Source organism: Nocardia carnea NBRC 14403, from assembly GCF_000308515.1.
Classification (GTDB): domain Bacteria; phylum Actinomycetota; class Actinomycetes; order Mycobacteriales; family Mycobacteriaceae; genus Nocardia; species Nocardia carnea.
In genome coordinates this window covers 1-23,399 of the sequence record NZ_BAFV01000052.1, presented here as the reverse complement: position 1 = coordinate 23,399, position 23,399 = coordinate 1, and the positions used below count along the sequence as shown (strand labels likewise).

Annotated in this window: 21 protein-coding genes and 1 pseudogene; 6 read left to right on the top strand and 16 right to left on the bottom strand. The window is 67.5% G+C overall.

The genetic code is table 11. From position 1 onward, the window contains the following. Positions 1-67: 67 nt before the first annotated feature. The 6 genes from ON22_RS18065 to ON22_RS18040 all read right to left on the bottom strand — a co-directional run bounded on the left by ON22_RS18065 (position 68) and on the right by ON22_RS18040 (position 5,721). Positions 68-748 carry a response regulator transcription factor gene (locus ON22_RS18065; RefSeq protein ID WP_033241315.1) on the bottom strand — a complete coding sequence of 227 codons (681 nt, stop codon included), beginning with the start codon at positions 746-748 and terminating at the stop codon, positions 68-70. Continuing rightward, entirely contained in the window at positions 745-2,019 is a 1,275-nt protein-coding gene (locus tag ON22_RS18060) for a sensor histidine kinase (protein ID WP_231507909.1), read from the bottom strand. The genes ON22_RS18065 and ON22_RS18060 overlap by 4 nt, the downstream gene beginning before the upstream one ends. Further along, the gene (locus ON22_RS18055; protein WP_051157759.1) at positions 1,929-2,807 is read right to left on the bottom strand and encodes a CPBP family intramembrane glutamic endopeptidase; all 879 of its coding nucleotides are present in this window, start codon (positions 2,805-2,807) and stop codon (positions 1,929-1,931) included. The genes ON22_RS18060 and ON22_RS18055 overlap by 91 nt, the downstream gene beginning before the upstream one ends. Positions 2,808-3,004: 197 nt before the next feature. Next, positions 3,005-3,571 carry a TetR/AcrR family transcriptional regulator gene (locus tag ON22_RS18050; RefSeq protein ID WP_033241316.1) on the bottom strand — a complete coding sequence of 189 codons (567 nt, stop codon included), beginning with the start codon at positions 3,569-3,571 and terminating at the stop codon, positions 3,005-3,007. Between the two features lie 10 nt (positions 3,572-3,581). Then, the gene (locus ON22_RS18045) at positions 3,582-5,132 is read right to left on the bottom strand and encodes an MFS transporter (RefSeq protein ID WP_033241317.1); all 1,551 of its coding nucleotides are present in this window, start codon (positions 5,130-5,132) and stop codon (positions 3,582-3,584) included. Positions 5,133-5,256: 124 nt separating this feature from the next. After that, complete coding sequence (locus tag ON22_RS18040) at positions 5,257-5,721, bottom strand: MarR family winged helix-turn-helix transcriptional regulator (RefSeq protein ID WP_033241318.1); 465 nt, start codon at positions 5,719-5,721, stop codon at positions 5,257-5,259. 210 nt (positions 5,722-5,931) lie between these two features. Here ON22_RS18040 and ON22_RS18030 point away from each other — a divergent pair, with 210 nt between their 5' ends. Both ON22_RS18030 and ON22_RS18025 read left to right on the top strand, forming a co-directional pair. Beyond that, positions 5,932-6,615: a TetR/AcrR family transcriptional regulator gene (locus ON22_RS18030; RefSeq protein WP_033241319.1), complete on the top strand. Its 684-nt coding sequence runs from the start codon at positions 5,932-5,934 to the stop codon at positions 6,613-6,615. Continuing rightward, complete coding sequence (locus ON22_RS18025; protein WP_051157758.1) at positions 6,612-7,505, top strand: alpha/beta fold hydrolase; 894 nt, start codon at positions 6,612-6,614, stop codon at positions 7,503-7,505. The genes ON22_RS18030 and ON22_RS18025 overlap by 4 nt, the downstream gene beginning before the upstream one ends. A gap of 517 nt (positions 7,506-8,022) precedes the next feature. On the opposite strand, the gene atzF is transcribed toward ON22_RS18025, so the two are convergent. Genes atzF through urtA form a run of 8 tightly spaced genes read right to left on the bottom strand, consistent with a single transcriptional unit; the run spans position 8,023 to position 19,012 of the window. After that, positions 8,023-9,774 (bottom strand): allophanate hydrolase, encoded by a 1,752-nt coding sequence (gene atzF / locus ON22_RS18020; protein ID WP_086007761.1) that lies wholly within the window; start codon positions 9,772-9,774, stop codon positions 8,023-8,025. 2 nt (positions 9,775-9,776) lie between these two features. Beyond that, on the bottom strand, positions 9,777-13,436 hold the full coding sequence (uca, locus tag ON22_RS18015; RefSeq protein WP_231507910.1) for an urea carboxylase: 3,660 nt from the start codon (positions 13,434-13,436) through the stop codon (positions 9,777-9,779). A gap of 51 nt (positions 13,437-13,487) precedes the next feature. Continuing rightward, the gene (locus ON22_RS18010; protein WP_033241322.1) at positions 13,488-14,189 is read right to left on the bottom strand and encodes a GntR family transcriptional regulator; all 702 of its coding nucleotides are present in this window, start codon (positions 14,187-14,189) and stop codon (positions 13,488-13,490) included. A 10-nt stretch (positions 14,190-14,199) separates the two neighbouring features. Then, complete coding sequence (gene urtE, locus ON22_RS18005) at positions 14,200-14,892, bottom strand: urea ABC transporter ATP-binding subunit UrtE (protein WP_033241323.1); 693 nt, start codon at positions 14,890-14,892, stop codon at positions 14,200-14,202. Between the two features lie 4 nt (positions 14,893-14,896). Further along, positions 14,897-15,703 (bottom strand): urea ABC transporter ATP-binding protein UrtD, encoded by an 807-nt coding sequence (gene urtD, locus ON22_RS18000; RefSeq protein ID WP_033241324.1) that lies wholly within the window; start codon positions 15,701-15,703, stop codon positions 14,897-14,899. Continuing rightward, on the bottom strand, positions 15,700-16,818 hold the full coding sequence (gene urtC, locus ON22_RS17995) for an urea ABC transporter permease subunit UrtC (protein ID WP_033241325.1): 1,119 nt from the start codon (positions 16,816-16,818) through the stop codon (positions 15,700-15,702). The genes urtD and urtC overlap by 4 nt, the downstream gene beginning before the upstream one ends. Then, positions 16,815-17,702, bottom strand: a complete 888-nt coding sequence (gene urtB, locus ON22_RS17990) for an urea ABC transporter permease subunit UrtB (RefSeq protein WP_033241326.1) — start codon at positions 17,700-17,702, stop codon at positions 16,815-16,817. Before urtB ends, urtC begins: the two co-directional genes overlap by 4 nt. 5 nt (positions 17,703-17,707) lie before the next feature. Beyond that, the gene (urtA, locus tag ON22_RS17985) at positions 17,708-19,012 is read right to left on the bottom strand and encodes an urea ABC transporter substrate-binding protein (protein ID WP_081595658.1); all 1,305 of its coding nucleotides are present in this window, start codon (positions 19,010-19,012) and stop codon (positions 17,708-17,710) included. Positions 19,013-19,298: 286 nt separating this feature from the next. Here urtA and ON22_RS17980 point away from each other — a divergent pair, with 286 nt between their 5' ends. Then, the gene (locus tag ON22_RS17980) at positions 19,299-19,904 is read left to right on the top strand and encodes a ClpP family protease (RefSeq protein ID WP_033241327.1); all 606 of its coding nucleotides are present in this window, start codon (positions 19,299-19,301) and stop codon (positions 19,902-19,904) included. Positions 19,905-20,157: 253 nt separating this feature from the next. Next, positions 20,158-20,748 (top strand): ClpP family protease, encoded by a 591-nt coding sequence (locus ON22_RS17975; protein ID WP_033241328.1) that lies wholly within the window; start codon positions 20,158-20,160, stop codon positions 20,746-20,748. Positions 20,749-21,180: 432 nt separating this feature from the next. Here ON22_RS17975 and ON22_RS17970 read toward each other — a convergent pair whose 3' ends face one another. Further along, positions 21,181-21,546: a helix-turn-helix domain-containing protein gene (locus ON22_RS17970; protein WP_051157757.1), complete on the bottom strand. Its 366-nt coding sequence runs from the start codon at positions 21,544-21,546 to the stop codon at positions 21,181-21,183. Between the two features lie 232 nt (positions 21,547-21,778). Continuing rightward, positions 21,779-22,102 carry a hypothetical protein gene (locus tag ON22_RS17965; protein ID WP_051157756.1) on the bottom strand — a complete coding sequence of 108 codons (324 nt, stop codon included), beginning with the start codon at positions 22,100-22,102 and terminating at the stop codon, positions 21,779-21,781. A gap of 344 nt (positions 22,103-22,446) precedes the next feature. Between ON22_RS17965 and ON22_RS17960 the strand changes: the two genes are divergently transcribed. Together ON22_RS17960 and ON22_RS17955 are read left to right on the top strand one after the other, a co-directional pair. Further along, the gene (locus tag ON22_RS17960; RefSeq protein ID WP_033241329.1) at positions 22,447-22,650 is read left to right on the top strand and encodes a cold-shock protein; all 204 of its coding nucleotides are present in this window, start codon (positions 22,447-22,449) and stop codon (positions 22,648-22,650) included. Between the two features lie 325 nt (positions 22,651-22,975). Beyond that, positions 22,976-23,399: pseudogene (locus ON22_RS17955) on the top strand (phosphoglycerate dehydrogenase); the annotation flags it as partial.

Here is a 23,399-nt window from a genome sequence, read left to right as displayed (position 1 = left end):
GTCCATAGACCACTCAGGCCACGCGCCAGGTGCGATCACCCAGGGTGGCAACAATAGGGGTGGGCGCTCAGTGGGCCTCGGGTTGGCCGAGTGAGCGTAGGTAGATGAGGGTTGCTTGGACTCGGCGGTCGCCGTCGTGGAGGGGGAGTTTGGCGAAGATGGCGCCGATGTGTTTGCGGACGGCGGCTTCCGAGACGGTCAGGACCTCGGCGATTCCGGAATTCGTGCGACCCTCCGCTACCAGCGCGAGCACTTCCCGTTCTCGGGCGGTGAGATCGGCCAGAGGTGTGCGGTGCCGGCCGGATTTGACCAGCGCCCGGACGACGTCGGGGTCGACGATCGTCTCCCCGGTCGCGATCCGGGCGACGGTGTCGAGAAATTGCCGGACGTGCCCGACACGTTCCTTCAGGAGGTAGCCCACACCGGCGGTCGAGTCGTCGCCGAGGAGATCATCGAGGTAGGCGACCGAAACGTACTGTGACAGCACGACTATCGGTAGGTGGGGGTCGCGGTGTCGTAGTTCGGCGGCGGCGCGGAGGCCGTCGTCGGTGCCGCCCGGCGGCATCCGGACATCGGTGATCACCAGGTCCGGCGTGTAGGCGGCGCAGGCGTGGATAAGCCCGGGTGCGTCGCCGACCGCTGCGCTCACCTCGTGGCCGGCGGAGGTGAGCACGCTTTCCAGCCCGGCCCGTAACAGGGGACTGTCCTCGGCCAGCACGATCCGCAGTCGGGCGGGTGGGGTTGTCACACTGTGCACTCCATCCGGATGGTGGTCGGGCCGCCGGGCGGGCTGGCCACCGTGAGCTGCCCGTCGAGGGCCGCGAGGCGGCGTTGCAGGCGGTCGAGGCCGTGACCGTCGACGATATGCGCACCGCCCGGACCGTTGTCGGTGACGTTCAGTATCCACCGCGAGCCGGTTCGGCTGCCGCGCACGTCGACGCGGGCGGCGTCGGCGTGCCGGGCGACATTGGTGAGGCATTCGGCGACCAGGACATAGGACATATGCTCGACCGCGGGTGGCAGGCGGTTGTTGTCGAGGTCGATGTGGATATCGAGCGGTAGGTCCGCGGCGAGGTCGGTCAGGGCCGGTTCGAGTCCGCGTTCGGACAGCACTCGGGGGGAGAAGCCGCGCAAGACGGCCCGTAGTTCGCTCAAGGTGTCGTCGACCTGTCGGTGGGCCTCGGCGGCGAGGCGGCCGGCGGGGCCGTCCGTGTCCTGCGCTTCGGTCAGTCCCAGGTTCATCGACAGTGCGACGAGGCGATGCTGGACGCGGTCGTGCAGTTCGGATTCCAGGAGTTCCCGTTCGAAACCCTCCGCTTCCAGCAGGGCCGAGCGGGAGCTCTCGATCCGGACGGCCTCATGACGCCAACGATCGGAATCGGGAGTCAGCAGGCTGCGGGCGAGCAGCGCCTCGAGTGCTGACCAGGCGCCGAGAAGTACCAGCAGCAAGAGCGTGGCGAGCAGACCCACGCCCGCGCTGGCCCAGGCCGCCGCATTGTCGTCGATCACCCACGGGCCGAAGTCGAAGTAATCGTCCCGGACGATGATCGGCGCGGCGAGCAGGACAGCGGCGACGGAAAAGCCCAACGCTGCCAGGCAGAACACCACACCGCTGAACAGCGTGGTGGTGACGATATAAGTGATATGCCGGAATGTGGGCAGTCGTTGCGCCGCGCTCGCCTCTCGTACTCGGGTATCAGCTCGGACGGCCGTATCCGGGTCGATCAGCCGGAGCCGCATGCAGTGCAGTCGCAGCATCGGCTCCCACAGGGCGGCCCGCAACGAACGGGTGAAACCGAGCAGTACAACCGGCACCGAACCGATCACCGTCACTGCCGACAGGACGCCGCCGCACACTACTGCGAGCAGTGCACGCCATGGGGAGATGAAGAAGCGTGGACCGGTACGGCGTGCGGATCCCATCACCGTCACCGCCCGGTCTTCGGGTTCGCGTTCCGCGGACCGCCGAGCCTCGTCGTCACGACGATCCACGCGACTACCGGCAAATACGCTGCGCACATCAGCAGGGTAATCGAAGCGCCGGAGGGACCCGCGTTACCGACGAACAGTTCCAAGCCCACCGCGACCACGAGATTACTGCCGCCGTGGAGCAGCGCGGGCGGCCACACCGACCCACTGCGCGCCCACAACCAGCCGATCAGGAACTCCAGTTCGATCGACAGCGGCAGCCACAACAGCATGGCGATGAACGCGTCCGTGGCCGAACCACCCGAACCCAGGTAACCCACCCACGGCAGCGGCCAATGCCACACACCCCAGATCACACCGGTCGCGAAGGTGGTGGCCACGGGACGGCCGGGGAGGAGGCGATCGCGGAGATAGGTGGTCCAGCCGAACTCCTCGCCGAAGAAGATCGGGGCAGCCACCACCGGGATGATCGGGGCGAGCACCAGGAACAGCAGGGTACCGGAACCGAAATCGTGCAGCTCGGGGCGCCACATTCCCAGGGGCACCGCAAGCGCGAGCGCGGCGGCGAGAATGCCGATCGGTAGCAGGGCCGCGGTCAGATACGACCGCCACTGCGTGCGGAGTCGCAGCCGAAGGCCGGAATCGGCGAAACCTTCCCGGGTGATCCACCGGCGGGTGATGATCGCCGCCAGTGCAGGGGTGAAAGCGCCGGTCAGCAGTTGGACGACCGGATTGTCGAGGGTGTACCCGGCCGCTCCGGCAATACCCCACGGGATCCAAGCGCCCGCGAACGCGAGCACCAGGAACCAGAGGATGCCTTTTCGTCGAGTTGCGGTGCTGCGCCCGAACGGCTTCCGATCGGTCAACGCTGTTGTCATACTTCGATTACACGGTGGCGGCCGCGCGAAGTCGGTGGTGAACGGGACCGTTTCATGGTCGCGTACGCGCTACCCTCGCCGATCCTTCCGGGGCGGTGGGGTCCGGTTCGTGCGGACGTTTCGGCTATGTCGCCGGGGGAGGGAATGGCAGAAGCAGGGGCGTTACTGGTGTCCTTACGAGCGGGGCCGTTCGGGGGCTATGGGCCGGTGTGCCGCAGGACGCCGCCGAGGAGTCCGCGGATGTGTTCCGGGTCGGCGCCCCGATCGCCGAGCAGGATCGCCGCACACAATCCGTCGCAGAGTGCGACGAAAGCCTCGACGATATCGGGGTCGTCGGATTGCGTCCGGGCGAGTTCCGCGACGCTGTCGCGCCAACGCCACGCCGCGGGACGCAGTGCGGGCCGGCGAGCCGCCAAGGTGGAGAGTTCCCGTTCGGCGAGCGCACGCTCTCGGCCCGGGCCCGCGGATTCGGCGATGAGCCGGGCGAGCCCGTCCAGTGGGTCGTCGGCGGTGTCGACGAGTTGACGGATGCGCTGCGTGTAGGCGTCTGTGACGCTGGTCAGGGCGGCGACCAGAAGCTCGTCCAGGGTGGCGAAGTAGTAGAGGGTCAGGCTGGTGGTGATACCGGCTTCTTTGGCCACGGTTCGATGGGTTACACCGGAGGCGCCGTCGCGGTGCACGATCGTGAGTGTCGCCTCGATGATCTGAGCCCGGCGCCGCCGGCCGCGTAGTTTGCGGCCGTCGACAGTGTCCTGTTCGGTCATCGTGGTCCTCTCACCGATCGTCGCCGCCGTGGGTCGAGGCTATCGGTTCCGCGGGGTGGCCGGTGGTGCCGATCGGGTGGAGATGGCGCAGCATCCGGAAGCAGACGACGGCGGCACCGGCGACGGCGATACCTGCGGCGATCGCAGCGATGTTGAGGCCGCTGGTGAACGCATCACGGGCATGCCGAAGCGCTTCTGCCGGTAGCTGTTCGGTCACCGATACCGCGCCGGGGAGGCTGCCGTCGTAGGCTTCGGCCACGGAACGGGTGGCGCCGGGCGGGGCCTGCGCCATGGTTCGGTAGATCGCTGTGGTCAGGCTTCCCAGCAGCGCAACCCCGGCCGCGATCCCCAGCTCTTGCACGGTCTCCGACAATGCCGCGGCCGAACCGGATCTTTCCGACGGTGCCGCGTTCACGACGATATCGGTGCCGAGTGCGGCGATGACCCCCAGGCCGAGATAAATGAATGCGAAGCCGGCGACAACGGTGGGCTTGTTGTCCGTTCCGGCGAATGCGAGCAAGACGTAGCCCATCAACGACAGCGCCAGGGTGCCTGCCATGACAATTCCCGGCGGGATCCGACCGGCGAGCGCCGGGGCACCGATCCCGCCGATCAGCATTGCGAGGGCCGGGGGCCCCATCCACAGTCCGGCCGTCAGCGGCGAGAGCTCGTCGACGAATTGCAGGTACTGGGTGACCAGGTACATCACCCCGCCGAACCCGGCCAAGCCGATCAGCAGGACCGACAGGGCAGCGGCAAAGGTCCGGTCGGTGAAGAGCCTGATATCCAGTAGCGGCTCGCGTAGGCGGAGTTGACGGCGGACGAAGGCAACGGTTGCGATACCGCCCAGCGCAGCGGCGGCGAGGGCCTGGGCGTCGATGCCGTGCGCGGCGGCATGCTTGATCGAAAAGATGGCCGGGAGCAACGCGGCCAGCGATAACGCGACACTCCACAGGTCGAGCCGGGAGGTTTCACTCCGGAACTCCGGCAGTAGTGCCGGCGCCGCAACCAACGTCGCCACACTGACGGGAACCGCGATCAGAAAGACTGCACCCCACCAGAAATGGGCGATCAGGATGCCGCCCACAATCGGCCCGGCCGCCATTCCCAGGGCGAACATTGTCGCCCATACGCCGATCGCCGCCGCTCGCTGCCGGGCGTCGGCGAACATATTGCTGATCAGGGACAAGGTGGACGGCATCAGCGTCGCCCCGGCCACGCCCAGCAGCGCCCGCGCGGCAATGAGCCAGGGGGCGCTTGTAGCGAACGCCGCGAATACCGAGACCGCGCCGAATGCGGCTGTGCCGATCATCAGCAGGCGCCGACGCCCGATCCGGTCGCCCAGCGTCCCCATCGTGATCAGGAAGCCGGCGATGAGGAAGCCGTATGCGTCCATGATCCACAACGTCTCGGTGGCGGTCGGTTGCAGGTCCGCGGACAGATTCGGGACGGCGAGGTAGAGCGCCGTGACATCGAGACCCAGCAACGCCGTCGGCAACATCAGCACAGCCAGGCCGGCCCACTGCCGCCACCTGGAGGTGGGCGCCGGGGGTGTGTCCATCGCGAACTCCGATCTAATTGAACGAACGTACTAGTTGTACCATCGTTCAAAATGATCGGGAAGTGGGTGCTGTGAAGCCGCGGGGCGGGCGGTCCGGTTCTCGTGGGTTCGGGCTGCGCTCGGGTTATGTGGCCGTTTCGTCGGCGAGGCGTTGGAGGTAGGTGGCGAATCGGCGCCGGTCGTCGGCGGGCCAGGTGGCGGTGAGGCGGTCGAAGCAGTCGCGTTGCCAGGTGTGGGCCGCATCCAGGAGGTGGATGCCGGATTCGGTGGGTTCGAGGGTTACGCGCCGCCGGTCCTGCGGTGAGGTGGTGCGGGTGAGATAGCCGCCGGCGGTGGCGTCGCGGACCATCCGGCTGGCGCCGGAGTGGTCGATACCGAGTTGGGTCGCGATATCGGTGACAGTGGCTTCCGTGCGGACGCACAGGGCGGCGGCGACGGCTTCGAGGACCTGGATGTGCTGGATGCGGCCGGTATCCGCGGGTGGGGCGGTTCGTTCGTCGAAAACTCGGCCGGTCCAGCGGCGGGACCAGAAGCGGACCAGGCGGAAAAGTGCCGATCCGCCGTCGGAGGGGTCGGGAGTCTCGGACATGCCCGCCGCCGACTACGGGTCCGGTCCGGAAAACGGTTGGGATCGGCGGATCAACCGATTGTCGGGTGGCCGCGGAATTTACGTCCGCGACCCGGATGGTCACAGCTACGAACTCTTCACTGTGATCCCCGATGTGTCGGGGTGAAGCAGAAGTTGCGGTATCGTAGTGACTGATATTGGAAAATTGGTCACTACGAAGAGTGGAGTCGAATGCCGCGACCACTTGTTCCTGATCGCCGGGGAAGGATTCTGACCGCGGCCGCCGAGTCGATCGTCGAATCGGGCTGGCCCGACACCACCGTCGCGCAGATCGCGGAACGAGCCGGAATCGGCAAGGGCGCGGTCTACCGCGAGTTCGACGGCAAGGACGCAATCCTGGCCGCGGTGCTCAACCGCAGCATGCGGCGGATGACCGCGCAGGTGCACCGGCGAGTGACCGCCGCCGAGGAGCTGGTGGACCTGCCCGCCGTGTACCGGTTCGGGGTGGAGGCGCTGCTGTCGGAGCCGCTGATGCGAGCGCTGTACCTCGGTGATGATTCGGTCCTCGGTGACCACGTTCGCGAGGTCGGCGATCGCCGCTATTCGGTCCGGATGGGCTGGCTCACCGACTACATCGAAAAGCTCCAGCAGGCGGGTGTAATCGCGAATGACGTGGCGAGCGACACCATCACCCGCATGCTGGGTGTTTTCACCATCGGCCTGGTCAACGCACCCGGCACCCTCGGCGCCGGGACCGCCGACGGGCTGACCGATACGGTCGCGCTCTTCGCGCAACTGATGGGCGCCGGTCTGCGCGGCCCCGGCCCGGTGGATGCCCCTGCCGCCCGGCAGGCCCAGCTCGCGCTGCTGGACCAGCTGTCGGATCAACTCACCCAACTCGAGGAGCCGGTATGACCTCCGCGTTCGAACGCTGCACCGACCTGACGATCGGCGGCGGGCCCATCCGGCACTACCGATCCGGTGAACAAGGGCCGCCCGTGCTGTTGCTGCACGGCGGAATGATGGACACCGCCGAGGGGGTTTGGCGCGATATCGCGCACCGAATGGCGACGAAATACCAGGTGCACGCGATAGATCTCCCACGGCACGGCGCCAGCAGGCCGTGGCCGGGCCGCCTGGACCGGCAGTTCTTCGATCGCTTCCTCGACGATCTCTTCGACCGGCTCGACCTGCCGCCCACGGCCGTCGTCGGGTTGTCCCTCGGCGCGGGAATCGGAATCGGCTACGCACTACGCAATCCCGGCCGCGTATCCGCGCTGATCGCGATCGGGCCCGGTGGGATAGGTGCGAAACGCCGGGCCCAGTTCACGACCTGGGCGGTGATGCGCACGCCGGGCATCCTGAAACTCACCAGCAAGTACTTGGCCCGCAGCCCCGAGGCGGTCCGGCGGTCGATGATCGCCAACCTGACCGCCGGGGCGGGTACTCGCGACTTCGACGCCATTCTGGAGCTGGTCCGAGCCGAAGCGCGGGCCAAGGCCCGATTCGGCGAACCGGCGCTGGACGATTGGATGGTCGACGCCTACGGCCCCCGGCGGATGCGCTTGGACTATCTCACCGAACTCGACCGGCTCGCGGTGCCCAGCCTGTGGATCCGCGGCGAGAACGATCCGCTCGTGGGACACCCGGAACTTGCTGCCGCCGCGGCGGCAGCACCCGGCGGCCAGTTGGTCACCATTCCCGACGCGGGGCATATCGTCACCTACGACCAGCCGGCCGAATTCTTCCGGCTGGCCGACGAATTCCTCGCTGCGGTTGCCGGGGGCCATCAGAGCGTCGGGTGAGTCGACGACGCGAGGCGGCCGCGCTGCCGGAACGCTCGCCGAGTCCAGGCGCCATCGGACGAGTATCAGGTCTCGATGGCGAGGCGCTGTATTCGGCGGTCGGATACCGGCTGCCGGCGCTGCGCTGTCCGATTCGCGTGCTGGTGGATTCGGCCGAGGATTCGCGATTCGTATTCGCTGCAGGTCCCGCGGCCGGTCCGGAGATGCGCGAACGGTATCGGGCACGAACGCCGCTCCGCGCGTCCTGACACAATCGCGGAGCTATACGGGTGAGTGGAGGAACCGGGTGCTTCGGCGGCCTGGTGAGGAGCACGCCGCCGGATCTCGGTCGAGCGGGGTCGCGTGTTGTTCGCCGCGACAGTGCCGCCGGCCGGTCGATGCGGTGGCCGGACATCCACCGCATCGGCCGGCAGCGTCCGCGCGACGGCGGGTCGAGGCTGCGACCGGACCCGCCGCGCCCCTCATCGGTACGGTGGGCCGATTCGCCGTCGCTGCGAAACGGTGATCGGGACCGTGGTCACCGATCGGCGTTCAGATAGTTTTTCCACCCCCCGTACTCGGTGATATCTGTTGCGTCACGTGATGATTCGAAGTCGCAGGCGAAACCCGTGACCCATTCGCCGGAATCCAGTTCGACCTTGCCCAACGTCATGGGCGATGGCAGGTTGCTCAGGAATGTGCCGAGGGCGGCGGGGGCGAGGCGATACAGTTCGCCGGGTAGGGAGCTTCCGCCGGCACCGACTCGAAGCATCCCGGGTTTCGGTGGGGTGGCGGGCAGCGCGACCATCCGGTACGCCGCCGACGTCGTCACCTCCCCGACGAAGCGGGCGCGGGCTTGTTCCAATTGGTGATGCAGGGGGAGACCGCGCAGGTGGGCGCCGACGACCAGGAGATCGGTGCCGGTATCGGTGAGCAGGGGAGAGGGTTCGCCGAGTAGGCGGGCGGCGAGGTCGATACCGACCTGATCGGCGAAGTCAGGGGTGACGAACATGACGCCGAAGGGGTCACCGTCGGCGGTGTCCGCGCCCGGCACCGCGACCGCGGCCAGGTCGAGGAGGTTGCAGAAATTCGTGAATGTGCCCATCCGGCTGTTGATCGCGATCGGCTCGGCCGCAACCGCTTCGAGGGTCGGATGTTCGGTGGTGGTGGGCAGCAGCAGGGCCGGGTATTCGGTGAACAGGCGGCGGGCGGTGGCCGCGGCGCGCGTCAGATGGTCGAGGTCGGCGACGTAGGAGTGCGCGGCGGGGCGCGCACCGCCGGTGATGATGGCGGAGACCACCGGGTCGGCGCCTTCGGGGTTGCCGCTGAGGAATTCGCCGACGGCGGCATAGCGCTGGGCCACGATGGCGCCGTCGTAGAGGAGTGTGGCGGCGTCGAGGAGTTCGGCGATATCGACCGTGACGATCTCGCCGCCACCGGCCTGCCAGCGCTCGACGGTCGCGTCGAAGGCGGCACGGTAGGCGGGGGTCAGGGATTTCAGGTTGTCGTCGGCGGGGACGGCGAGGACGGTGCTGGACGGCGCGCCGAGGGGTGTGTCGGCGGGCCACGGGCGGGAGCGGGGATCGGCCGCATCCGGGCCGATCATGGTGTTCGCGACCTTCGTGGCGAGGGCGAGGTCGCGGGCGAAGACGGTGACAGCGTCGTAGTCGGGGCAGGCGGGAACCACGCCGGTCGTGGGGATCAGTCCGAGAGTCGGTTTGATGCCGACGATGCCGTTGAGCGCCGCCGGGACCCGCCCCGAACCGGCGGTATCGGTGCCCAGGGCGGCGTCGACGATGCCGAGGGCCACCGCGACCGCCGAGCCGGAACTGCTGCCGCCCGAAACCCGGTCGGGAAAGCGGCTGTTGCGGACCGCACCGTACGGGCTGCGGGTCCCGACCAAACCGGTGGCGAATTGGTCGAGATTGGTTTTGCCGAGGACGATCGCGCCCTGCTCGACCAGCCGCGCGACGGCGGGCGCGGTGCGATCGGGAGTGCGGGCGAAACCGGGGCACGCGCAGGTGGTGGCCGTTCCGGCGATATCGATGTTGTCCTTGACCGCTACGAGAACCCCTGCCAGCGGCAGCTTCTCGCCTTCTCCGACCCGGGCGTCGATCGCCGCGGCCTCGGCCAGGACATCGGCTTCGGCGCGTAGCGAGATCCAGATCTCAGGACGGTCGTGCTCGTCGATTGCCCGGTACGCGGCAGCGACTCTGCCGGCAGCGCGAATTTCGTTGTCGGCCGTCCCGGATGCCTCGGCACCCGCGCCGGCTAGCGGTAGTTTCTCCATGGTCATGCCGCTCCTTCGGTTTCGATGGCGACCAGAGGTGCGCCGGTGGTCACTTGGTCGCCTGCGGTGGCGGTGATCGCGCGGACAGTTCCCGAGATTTCCGCCACCACGGGCAGCTCCATCTTCATGGCTTCGAGCACGAGCAGGGTCGCACCGGCCTCGACGCGATCTCCCTCGGCCACTTCCACCCGCCACACATTCGCCATCATGGGAGCGCTGACGATTTCGCAGCCTGCGGGGAGGTCGAGGGTATCGGCGGTATCGGGGACGGGATCCGGTTCGGCGCGGGCGTTGAGTTCACCGCTGGCCTCCCAGCGCTGCCGTTCGGCGGTGAACGCGGCCTGCCGGGTTTCCTCGGTGGCGGCGATATCGGCGGAGTGTTCCGCCAGGAATTCGAGATGTTCGGCCATGGCGAATTCGCCGACGCTGGTACGCATCTCGAAGCGTCCCGCCGACATATCGGCGCGCAGGTCGAGGAGTTCTTCGGCCGAGACCGGATACCAGCTGATGCGGTCGAAGAACCGGAACAGCCACGGTTTGCCGGTTTCGAACGGGACGCGCTGCCGGTAACCGGACCAGATGGGGACGGTGCGGCCGATGAGCTGGTAGCCGCCGGGGGATTCCATACCGTAGACGCAGAGGTACTTGCCGCCGATACCGACGGCGTCGGACGGGGTCCAGGTGCGTGCCGGATTGTATTTGGTGGTCACCAGGCGGTGGCGAGGGTCCAGCGGGACGGCCAGCGGTGCGCCGAGATAGACGTCGCCGAGGCCGAGCACCATGTACTGGGCGTCGAAGACGAGATCGCGGACCTCGTCGATACTGTCGAGTCCGTTGATGCGGCGGATGAATTCGATATTCGACGGCAGCCAGGGGGCGTCGGGCCGGACGCCGTGACCGTAGCGTTCGATGGCCTGCACGATGGTCGGATCGTCGAAGGAGAGCGGCAGTTCGATATGGCGGCTCGGGACGCGGAGATCGGCGGTATCGGGGATATCGTCCTCGAGCTCGCCGAGCAGCCGGACCACGGTGCGCTGATCGATCACGTCTGCGTCGAAATGCAGGTGCAGGGAACGCACACCGGGGGTGATATCGATCAGGCCGGGGATCGAGGCTTGTCCGAGGCGTTCGCTCAGGGCGTGCACGCGCATACGCAGGCCGAGGTCGAGTTCCATCGGGCCGTATTCGACGAGGACGTTATCGTCTCCGCCGCGCAGGTACTCGACCTCGGGGGTCCCGGTACCGGCGTCGCGGCGGCCGAGCACACCGTTGTCCTCCTCGCGGGCGCCCAGGAGTTCGGGAGTGGATACGTTACGGCCGCGCAGTGCCGGCGACGAGCGCAACCCGGCGGTGCGGTCATCGGCGACCGGTACGAAACGCACCTGGTCGCCGGGGCGCATCTGGCCCAGTTTCCAGCGGTGCGCGGAAACCACCGTGAGCGGGCAGGCGAAACCGCCCAGGCTGGGACCGTCGGGGCCGAGCAGGATCGGGGTATCGCCGGAGAGGTTGAGCGCGCCGACGCTGTAGGGGCAGTCGTGCAGATTCGAGGGATGCAGGCCGGCGTCGCCGCCGTCGGTGCGTGACCAGGTCGGTTTCGGGCCGGCCAGGCGTAGGCCGGTGCGGTTGGCGTGGGCCTGCACTTGCCAGGTGGCGTCGTAGAACTGGGCGATATCGGCCGGGGTGAAGTAGTCGGGTGCGGGCTGGGGGCCCTCACCGACTCCGACGTACCAGGTGTGGCCGAATTCGGGGCGTTCGTCGGCCGGGATGGGCGCGGGGTCGAGTAGACCGCCGGCGTCGGGTTTGATTCCGAGAATATCGCCGGTCGCGACGGCGCGGCCGGTGATACCGCCGAATCCGCCGAGGGTGAATGTGGCTGCGCTGCCGTGATAATCGGGAGCGAGGATACCGCCGCGGACCGCGAGGTAGGTGCGCAGACCGGTGTCGTGCGGGGCGCCGATATCGAGAACCGAACCGGCGGGCACGGTGATCGGCTCCCACATGGGCACGGGTTCGCCGTCCACGGTGACCGGGGCTTCGGCGCCGGTGACGCAGACGATCGTGGTGTCGGTGCAGCGCAGGCGCGGCCCGAGCAGCGTCGCCTCGAGGCCGTTCTCGCCGAGCGAATTGCCGACGGCGTGATTGGCGAGCTGGAAGGACAGATTGTCGAAGGCACCCGACGGTGGGATGCCGACGTTCCAGAGTCCGAGGCGGCCGGGGTAGTCCTGGATGGTGGTGGAGATGCCCGCGCGCAGGATCTCCAGGCGGGGACGGATCGTGGCCAGGCTGCCGAGGGTTGCGGTGGTGTGCCGGGCGTCGAGCATGGGTGAGCTCGTGGCGGCGGCGCGCAACTGGGGCAGATTGGTGGTGATACCGAACATGCGGGTTTCGTCGAGCGCCGCGCGGAGCCGGTGCAGGGCCTCGGTGCGGCTCGCACCCGAGGTGATGATCTTGGCGATCAGCGGGTCGTAGTAGGGGCTGATCTCGGTACCGGTTTCGACCCAGGTCTCCACCCGCGCATCCGCGCCGGGGATCTCGACACCGGTGAGTGTGCCGGCGCCGGGGCGGTAGTCGTTACCGGGATCCTCCGCGTAGACACGAGCCTCCACGGCGAAACCGGTGAGGGGCGGGCCGGCATCGGGAACCTCGTCGAGGAAGGCGGAATCACCGCCCGCCAGGCGCAGCATCCACTCGACCAGATCCACGCCCGTCACGGCCTCGGTGACCGGATGCTCCACTTGCAGACGGGTGTTCACCTCCAGGAACGACGCCTCACCGCGATCCACGTCGTAGATGAACTCGACAGTCCCGGCGGACCGGTAGCCCACCTCGCCGAGCAGCTTCCGGCTCGATTCGAGCAGCCGTTCGCTCACGGTATAGGGGAGTCCGGGCGCCGGCGCCTCCTCGATGACCTTCTGATTGCGCCGCTGCAGACTGCAGTCACGGGTACCCAGGGATACCGCGCGACCCCGCCCGTCACCGAAGATCTGCACCTCCACGTGCCGGGCCCGGGCGACGAACCGTTCCAGATACACCGCTGACGACCCGAAGTTGTTCTGCGCCAGCCGGATCACACGCTGGTAGGTTTCGGTGAGCTCCGCGGGACCGGCGCAGGCCGCCATCCCGATCCCGCCGCCGCCCCCGGCCGCCTTGAGCATTACCGGATAGCCGATCCGGTCGGCCTCCGCCAGCGCCTCGTCGAGCCCCGCGAGCAACCCGCTCCCGGCGACCAGCGGTACACCCGCCGCCGCGGCAGCCTGGCGGGCACTGTGTTTATCGCCGAAAAGCCGCAGATGTTCGGCGGCCGGCCCGACGAACGCGATACCCGCCGCCTCCACCTCCGCCGCGAAATCGGCGTTCTCGGAAAGGAACCCGTAACCGGGGTGGATCGCCGTCGCACCACTGGACAACGCCGCTTCGATCACGGCCTCGGCGCGCAGATAGGACTCCGCGGCCGGTGCGGGTCCCAGCCGGACCGCGCGATCGGCCATCCGCACATGCCGGGAACCCTCGTCGGCATCGGAGAACACAGCGACCGTATCGATTCCCAGCCGCCGCGCGGTGCGCAAGATGCGGCAGGCGATCTCACCGCGATTGGCGATCAGCAGACATTCGGGAAGCGGCGTATGCAGTGGTGTATACAGCTGCGGGGCGGTCTCGGTCACGGTCGATCCTCTCGGCGTGGACAGTGCCGGCTACCGGAGTAGCCGGGAAATTCAGGTCTTGGTCGCGCGGGCCAAGCGGGTCAGCTGGAGTACCTGACCGGCTCGGTCGGCCACCACGCGGCGGGATTGGTCGATATGGGTGAGGAGCTGCTCACGGGCGGTGGCGAGGTCGCGCTCCAGGACGGCTTCGCCGATGGCGATGTGCTCGTCGATGGTGGCGAGCATGCGGTCGGGGGTCAGGTAGTCGAACATCCGGACCGGGCGGATCCGGGCGTTCACCGTGCGCAGGGCCTCGGTGAGGGCATGATTGCCCGAGGATTCCAGCAGGACGGTATGGAACTGTTCGTCGGCATCGACGAAACCGGCATCCGGTTCCGGGGGTGCGGTGCGGAAGGCGCGCCACCGGTCGATCTCCGGGCCGAGCACGGCACGGTCGTGGCCCAGATCCGGATCGTCGAGGACGCGGGCGATGCCCTGGACTTCCAGGGTGATCCGCAGCTCGTAGTAGTCACCCAGAGTGTCCAGGCGGGGGCGGTACGGGAACAAGCCGGTGTCACGGCGTTCGACGAGACCGTCGGCCTGCAACCGGGCCAGCGCCTCCCGCACGGGGGTGCGGGAAACGCCGTACCGGTCGGCCAGCCGTTCCTCGCCGAGCCGCTCGTCCGGCGCCAGCGCACCGCCCATGAGTTCGTCGCGCAACGCCTTGTACACAGTGTCGCTACGGGATTCGCGTTTGCTACGTGGTTCGGTCACGACGCGCAGCCTAAAGAGTCATGGCGGCGCGAACGGTATCGACGGCACCGGCACCACCCTCCCCGGTCGAGGCCACCCGGCCACTCTCCAGCACGTAGTACCGGCTCGCCGCCCGCAACGCGAAACCGATGTGCTGCTCCACCAGCAGCACCCCGAGCCCGCCGCGACCCACCAGTTCGGTGATGGTGTTCTCGATCTCGGCAACCACCGACGGCTGGATCCCCTCGGTGGGTTCGTCCAGGATGAGCATCCGCGGTTCGGTGATCAATGCGCGGGCGATGGCCAGCTGCTGGCGCTGCCCGCCGGACAACAGCCCGGCACGGCGGTCGAGCAGATCCTTCAGCGCCGGAAACAGATCCAGCTGCTCGTCGATCAACGCCGCGCCCCGTTTCCGGCCGTCGGCCACCACCCGCAGATTCTCGGCGGTGGTGAGATGGCCGAAGCACTGCTGGCCCTGGGGAACATAGGCAATCCCGCGCTTTACCCGCGCGCTCGGGCGCAACGAGGTGATATCGGCGCCGTCGAACCGGATCCGGCCCCGAGCGGTTTTCACCAGCCCCACCGCAGCACGCAGCAGGGTGGTCTTCCCGGCCCCGTTGTGCCCCATGATCGCGGCGACACCGTCGGCCGGGACCTCGATCCCGACCCCGTGCACCACCTCGGTGCGGCCGTAGCCGGCATGGACATCGATGAGTTCCAGCATCGCGTCAGCCCTCCTGTTCGTCCGCGACGGCGGCGGTGCCCAGATAGGCCTCCTGCACCGTGGGATCGGCCTGGACCTCGGCGACCGACCCCTCGGCGAGGATCGCGCCACGGGCGAGCACTGTCACCGAGGTGGCGAAGTTGCGCATGAAATCCATATCGTGTTCGACCACGACGACCGTGCGTTCGCCACCGATACGGCGCAGCAGGTTCCCGGTTTCCTCCCGCTCCTCCTGGCTCATCCCGGCGACGGGTTCGTCCAGCAGCAGCACCGAGGCGTCCTGAACCAGCAGCATGCCGATCTCGAGCCACTGTTTCTGGCCGTGGGCCAGCGTTCCGGCGGGTTTGTTCCGCAGTTTGGTGAGCCCGATCGTTTCCAGCGCCCGCTCGACCGATTCCGAAACCTCGGCCGGGCGGCGGCGCAGCATGGTCCACACCGACCGGCCCGCCCCCGCGGCGATATCCAGGTTCTGCAGGACCGACAGTTCTTCGAACACGCTCGCCGTCTGGAAGGTGCGGCCCACACCCAGCCGGGCGATCTGATGCACCTTCTTCCCCAGTAGTTCGACCCCGGATTTCTGCACCGACCCGGTGGCCGGCACCAAACCGGTGATCGCGTCGATGATGGTGGTTTTTCCGGCGCCGTTGGGTCCGATGAGGAACCGCAGATCACCCTGGAAGAGGGTCAGATCGACATTCGATACGGCCTTGAATCCGTCGAATTCGACGCTCAGTCCCCGGACCTCCAGGTAATCGCTGTGCATTCCGGCGTTACCACCGGCGACCGGTGCGGTGGTCGTTTCCTGAGTCATGACGGCACTCCTACCGGGGTAGCGGCTGCGGGTTGCGGCGCCGGCCCGGGTGGTGCCGGATCGTCGTCCGCGCCCTGTTTCCGCCGTCGCAGCAAGGTGACCAGGCCCGCCAGGCCCGCCGGGAAGAACCCGACCACGACGATGAAGAGAATGCCCTGCGCATACACCCAACCGGAGGGAAAGTTCTCCGACAGACTGGTCTGCGCCCAGGCCACCGCGACCGCTCCCAGCACCGGGCCCAGCAGCGTCGTGCGGCCACCGATCGCGACTCCGATGAGGAACGCGATGGACGGCACGATCCCGATATCGGCAGGGGAGATGATCCCCACGATCGGTACGAACAATGCCCCGGCGATACCGGCGAACAGCGCGGCCACCGCATACGCGACCACTTTGACGTTGGCCGGGTCGTAGCCGAGGAAACGTACCCGCTCCTCCTGATCGCGCACCGCGACCAGCAGTTCGCCGTACCGGCTGTACATCAGTTGCCGGGTCAGCGCCACGATCACCAGCAGGGTGCCCGCGGCGATGAAGAACAGCAGCCGCCGGTTGATCGGATCGTTGAGCGCCAGCCCGAAGAAACTGCGGAACCGGTTGAGCCCGTTACTGCCGCCGGTGGACTGCTGGCCCACCAGCAGGATCGCGAAGGCCGCCGCCAGCGCCTGCGACAGGATCGCGAAATAGGCGCCCTTGACCTTGCGTTTGAACACCCCGAGCCCCAGCAGAACCGCCACCAGCGGCGGAACGATCAGGATGCCCAGGATCGTCACCACCGGCGACGAGAACGGAACCCAATACGCCGGCAGCTCGCCGATCCCCGCGATCTGCATGAAATCGGGTACATCGTCACCGCGCAGCTGGGCGTCGGAGATCTTGAGGTGCATCGCCATGATGTAGGCGCCGAGCCCGAAGAACACCCCCTGGCCGAGGGTCAGCATGCCGCCCCGGCCCCAGGCCAAACCGATCCCGACCGCGACGATGCCGAAGCACAGGAACTTACCGAGCAGATTGAGCCGGAAATCGGAGAGCACCGCGGGCGCCACCGCGAACAACAGGACGGCGGCCAGCGCGAACCCCGAATAGACCTTCCAGCGGGTGGTCAGGAATTCCCTCATACCAGACTCCTCGACCGGATCATGAACAGTCCCTGCGGCCGGACCTGCAGGAAGATCACGATGACGACGAATACGATCACCTTCGCCACCGAGGCGGTGGTGCTGTATTCGATGAACGAATTCAGCAGCCCCAGCGCCACCGCGGCCAGAACCGCGCCCCGGATCTGCCCGAGGCCGCCGATCACCACCACGAGGAAGGCATCGACCAGATAGTTGGCGCCGGTATTGGAACTGGTGGAACCGATCAATGTCAGCGCCACACCCGCCACCCCGGCGAGACCGGAACCGATGAAGAACGTCGTGATATCGGTGCCACGGCTGGAGATCCCGCTCGTTTCGGCGAGATCACGATGCTGCACCACGGCCCGGATACGCCGGCCCATCGCGGTGTACTTCATGGTCACCGCGATGGCCGTAACGCACAGCACCGCGAGCAGCATGATGAAGATCCGGGTCTTGGGGACCACGGCCCCCAGGATCTCCACCCCGCCACCGAGCCATTCCGGGGAGACCACGCGGACCGCGGGCGCACCGAAGATATCCCGGGCCGCCTGCTGCAGGATCAGGCCCACCCCGAAGGTCACCAGCAGGGTGTCCAGCGGCCGGTTGTACATCCGTTTGATCAGCGTCACCTCGAGGACGACACCCATGAGACCGCCGACCAGGAAGCCGACCACCAGCGACACGATCAGTGAGATATCGGTGTTCGACACCAGATACGTCTGCACCGTGTAGGCGGTATAGGACCCCGCCATGATGAACGCGCCGTGGGCCATGTTGATCACGCCCATCTGCCCGAAGGTCAGCGACAACCCGAGGGCCGCCAGCAGCAGAATGGAACCCAGGCTCAGGCCGGTGAAGAGCTGCCCGACAAGTGCTTCCATTCAGATCAGCCCCCGAGCCCCTCGGCCCACGAGTAGCCGGCCAGGTACGGGTCGGGTTCGATGGCCTCGCCGGAATTCCAGATGCTGTAGATCAGGCCGTCGGGCCGGATCTCGCCGATCCGGGCGGTTTTGGTGATGTGGTTGTTCTCGCCGTTGATCGTGACCGTGCCCTCAGGCGCTTCGAAGCTCACCCCGCCGGCCGCGTTCTGCACATCTTCGACAGCGAAGGACTGCGCCTTCTCCACCGTGTTCTTCCACAGGTGGACCGAGGTGTAGGCGGCCTCCATCGGATCCGAAGTGGGTTTGTCGGCACCGTATTTCGCCTTGTAATCCTGGACGAAGGAGTTGTTCACCGGGTTGTCGACGGTCTGGTAGTAGTTCCAGGCGGTCAGCTGGCCGGCGATGTTCTGAACGCCGATACCGCCCACCTCCTCCTCGGCGATCGATACCGAGACCACCGGCATACCCTGCGCCGTCAGGCCGACATTCTTGTACTCGCGGAAGAACGCGACATTGGAGTCGCCGTTGAGGGTGTTGAATACCGCGTCCGCGTCGGCGGCCCGCACCTTGTTGACGATGGTCGAGAAATCGGTGGACCCGAGCGGGGTGTAATCCTCGCCCAAGATCGCGATCCCGTTCGCCTCCGCATAGGCCTTGATGATGCGGTTCGCCGTCTGCGGGAACACATAGTCGCTACCCACCAGGTACAGCGATTTCACGCCGCGGCCCTTCAGATAGTCCAATGCCGGCACGATCTGCTGGTTGGTGGTCGCGCCGGTGTAGAAAATGTTTTCCGACGATTCCAGGCCCTCGTACTGCACCGGGTAATACAGCAGTGCGTTGCGGTCCTCGAAAACCGGCAGCATCGCCTTACGGCTCGACGAGGTCCAGCCACCGAAAACCGCAGCGACACAATCACTGCTGATCAGCTTCTCGGCCTTCTCCGCGAACACCGTCGGCTCCGAGGCGCCGTCCTCACCCACCAGTTCGATCTGCTTGCCCAGCACCCCACCGGCGGCATTGATCTGGTCGACCGCGAGCCGGATGGAATCCCGGACGGTGACCTCCGAAATGGCCATCGTGCCCGACAGCGAGTTCAGCGAGCCCACTTTGATCGTGGGACCCGATGTGTCGACACAGGATTGGGCACTCGCGCCGGCCTGCTCGGAGGCCGAGCTGCCACAGGCGGTGGCGGCCAGTGCGGTAACACAGAGAGCGACCGGCAGGGCGAGCAGTTTGCGCCTCCGGCTCCCTCCTCTCCGGCGGATTGCCGCAGCACTCGTGGGTTCTTCGGTTCTGGCTGCATTCATGACCGTTCGGCCTCCACTCCGGAAAAGGTCAGGCCCGCTGACTCGCTATCGGCTCGCTGTATACAGCGGCGTATACGAGGAATTACGCTAAGGACACTGTGTTTCCGTGACGTATCCCAGCGTGAAACCTCCGTATCCGTTTCCTCTCCGCGCAACCAGGCGCGTTCCGTGGTTGCGGAGGCCGAGGCCTGCTCACTCGGTGTTTCCGGCCTGCATCTGCTGAGAGCAGATCCGCTCACAGCAGCGTGCGGTTCCGGTTCCCGCGCAGGTCGGGCACCGTGAAAACATGGCTCACGACGAAAAATCCCCGCTGTTCGGCTGGCGCGCCCGCGAACAACTGCTGTCCCGCCGCATCCTCGTTCTCGACGGCCCACTCGACGACGACAACGGCACCCTGCTGGCCACCCAGCTGCTCACCCTCGCCGCCGAGGATGCCGACGCGGGGATCTCCCTCTGGATCCACTCACCGGGCGGATCGGTACCGGCCATGCTCGCCATCCGCGACGTCATGCGCCTCGTACCCTGCTCCGTCTCCACGCTCGCACTCGGCCTGGCCTGCAGCGCGGGACAGTTCCTGCTCTCCTCCGGAACCCCGGGAAAACGCTTCGCGCTCCCGCATGCCCGCATCCTGATGCACCAGGGGTCGGCCGGAATCGGCGGCACCGCGGTCGACGTCGAAGTCCAGGCCGACGATCTGCGCTACACCGTGGAAACTGTCCTCGGCCTCATCGCCGAAGACACCGGTCAGCCCTACGACCAGATCTACGAAGACTCCCTGCACGACCGCTGGTTCAGCGCCACACAAGCCGAGGAGTACGGGTTCATCGACCATATCGTCGGCGAATTCGGGCAGGTCGTCCCGCTACGGCAACGCGTGGGAATCTCCGCATGACCCCGGCAGGCACGGCAGCGGTAGCGCAGCGTAGGGCGCCGCTCGCGCGTGGGAGGCGCAACGTGGCCGGCACCGGGCGGCGGCGGCAGCGTGCGTCACTACGGAGAGTGCCTGCTCCTGCATGGCGGCAGCAACGTGACCACGTTCCGCCCGGTGGCAGCGCGCGGCTCCGCGAGAACGATTCCTGTCCGGGCACGGTGGGAAACAGGCAGCACCCGGAGATCTATCGACCCGGATACGAAGGGGACAACCGATGAGTAGTTACACGATTCCCAATGTGATCGCCCAGCATCCGCGGGGCGAGCGGATCACCGATATCTATTCCCATCTGCTGGCCGAGCGGATCGTCTACCTCGGTACCCCCATCGACTCCGGGGTCGCCAATGCGCTCATCGCGCAATTGCTGCATCTGGAGTCGGAAAGCCCCGGCCAGCAGATCGAGTTCTATATCAACTGCGAAGGCGGCGATCTGTCGTCGATGCTGGCCGTCTACGACACCATCCAGCACATCGGCGCCCCCGTCCACACCACATGTGTCGGGCAGGCCATCGCGGTCGGCGCGGTCCTGCTCGCCGGCGGCGCTCCCGGACATCGTGCGATGCTCCCGCACGCCCGGGCGGTCCTGCATCAACCGGCTGCCCGCGGCCAGGGCGCCATCCCGGACCTGATCCTGCAGGCCGACGAACTGGTCCGGATGCGCGCCGAGATCGAGTCCATCCTGTCCCGGCACACCGGACAGTCGGCCGAACAACTCCGCCGCGATACCGACCGCGACCGGGTCTTCACCGCATCGGCCGCCGTCGACTACGGCCTCGCCGACACCGTTCTCTCGCCACGGGCGTGAATACGACGCCGGTCGAGACGGTGCCGCCTCGACCGGATTCGGCCGGAATCGGTGATCGAGGTGACCTCGGCCGCTGTGGTGGTGGCAGTTCGCCGAACCGAACGTCCGGCCTGACTCGGCAACGACCACCACCTCGACCACTTCGGCTTGGCGCGGCATGGTTCCGGCCGACGACACCGCGCCGGCGGTGAGCGATGCCGGCGGCTCCGGCCGGCCGGTCGCCTACCTCAACGGCGCCTACGCCGACCGATCGCACTGGAGGAAAGTGATCGCCGACCTCGGTCCGGGAGCCTCCGTCCCTGTTGTCAGCGGGCCGATCGAACATCGGCTCGCCCTTCGCGCCGAAGTGGTCCGTTCGACCGGGCGTCGGCGCAGTCGTATCGGGTCGCTGCGGCTGTGTCGCCGGCTCCGTGGGTGTGGTGGTGGCCGGGATCAGGCGGCGCGCAGCATGGGTACCTGCGCGCCCGGGCGTTCGGCGGCGGGGCGGCTGCGGAAGCGGAGTTCGTGGGCGACCTGTTGGGTGAGCGCGCCGAGGGAAGTGCCGAGGGCGCCGGCCAACGCGGCGATCATTTCGCTCGACGGTTCCTTGCGGCCGCGTTCGACCTCGGAAAGATATTGCGGCGAGATCCCGGCCCGCTGCGCGGTTTCCGCGAGGGTTTCGCGCTGACTATTGCGCAAGGCGCGTAACCGGCTGCCGAGCACCTCGCGCCACAGTGGTTCGGGTTCTTCCGCCGGCTGCCGGCGCGGCGGCTCGTCCCGGCCACCGGGGATTGCGATCAATCTGCGCGGCTCGGTCATGGATCGAGCCTAGATTCGCGGCCGGGGTGGTCGACACCTATTACGCTGTGGGCGTAACCGGTGGCGCGCGCCGGTGTCCGGAGCGAGGCCGGGCCTTTGTGAGAGGCGCTGCGCACCAGCCGATTCGGGCGTTGCTCCGGCGAAACCGATCGGGATGTCGCCGCCCGGTTCCATTGCTGCGGGGAAGAAAGCCCGGGCCCGCATTCTCGGCGGAATGCGGGCCCGTGCGCGATCAGCTGCTGCCGAATGTTCCGCGCAGAATATGGCGGAACCAGTCCGCCGGATCGTCCCAGCCGTGGTGGTGGCCGCGGTCCCAGTGCCGGTCGCGGTCGCGATGGTGGTCGCGATCCCGGTGGTGGTCGCGGTCGCGGTCCCAATGCCGGTCCCGGTCCCGGTCCCGATCCCGGTGATGGTCCCGGTCGACCTCGGTGTATCCGGAGGCAGGGGCCGCGGGATCTGCGGCGGCGGGGGCGGCGAGCGCCGCCATGGGGAGTAGGGCAATGGCGCCCGCGATGACGACCCGGCGGGTCGCGAACGTTCGTTTCGTGCGGAACACTTCGTATCCTCTCGAACTCCAGCCGTGGCGCGGCAGGGGAATCCGCGCCGAATCGGCGATAGAGCCCTCACCCTCGCGCAATCCGTGCCGGTATGTCAGCGATTTTCGCGGAAATCATCCCTTGGAACTACGGGGTTTCCCGGGGATGACCCCGGGGTCGGGAGGAATGGGGAGACGAGCGCCACCGTGCTGGTCATATCGTGCGCGATATCACCGCGTTCTGCCTCACAAACAGCGGTTTTCGAGGTGCCGGAACTTCCCGCGACATGGCATCGTTGTCATAGAGATCAGGCGGATCGACCGAGATCCGGCTGGCTCGCAACAGAAAGTATGAAGTAAGTAACATGGCTCAAGGCAGCGTGAAGTGGTTCAACAGCGAGAAGGGCTTCGGCTTTATCGCGCAAGACGGGGGCGGACCTGACGTCTTCGTGCATTACTCGGCAGTCGCCGGCTCCGGCTTCCGGACCCTCGAAGAGGGACAGCGGGTGGAGTTCGAGATCGGGCAGGGCCAGAAGGGTCCGCAGGCTCAGGATGTTCGCTCCATCTAAGTGATGTGACGAATGACAGGGCCCCGCACCACACGGTGCGGGGCCCTCGTCGTATCCGGGGAGGATCCGGCCTCCGTTGCCCGCCTCCGAACCGATGCCACGGTTCCTACCGTGCCGGCGGCCGTAGCGACGGCTGTCCGGGAAGGTTGCGCGTCTGCCGCGGGCTGGTCATGAGCGTGATTCCGCCCACCCGTCGGGCCGGGTCCGCACAGGTCGCGCCCTGTCCGGATGCGCCCGACGGTGAGGGGGCGGCCACGGCCGGATTCGCTGGAACTAAGCTTGGCCGCGTCAACTGGCCGTCCCCTTCATCCAGGAGAACCCCACCGTGAGCCAAGCAGGCCGTCCTGTAGTTCTGATCGCCGACAAGCTCGCCCAGTCGACCGTCGATGCGCTCGGTGACGGTGTCGAGGTCCGTTGGGTCGACGGCCCGGATCGGCCCGCCCTGCTGGCGGCGGTGCCGGAGGCCGACGCGCTGCTCGTGCGGTCCGCCACCACCGTCGACGCCGAAGTCCTCGAGGCCGGCAAGAACCTGAAGATCGTCGCCCGGGCCGGGGTCGGCCTGGACAATGTCGACGTCCCCGCCGCCACCGAACGCGGTGTCATGGTCGTCAACGCGCCCACCTCCAATATCCACACCGCCGCCGAACACGCCGTCACGCTGATGTTGAGCGCGGCCCGCCAGGTCCCGGCCGCCGACGCCACGCTGCGTGAGCACACTTGGAAGCGCAGCAGCTTCAACGGTGTGGAGA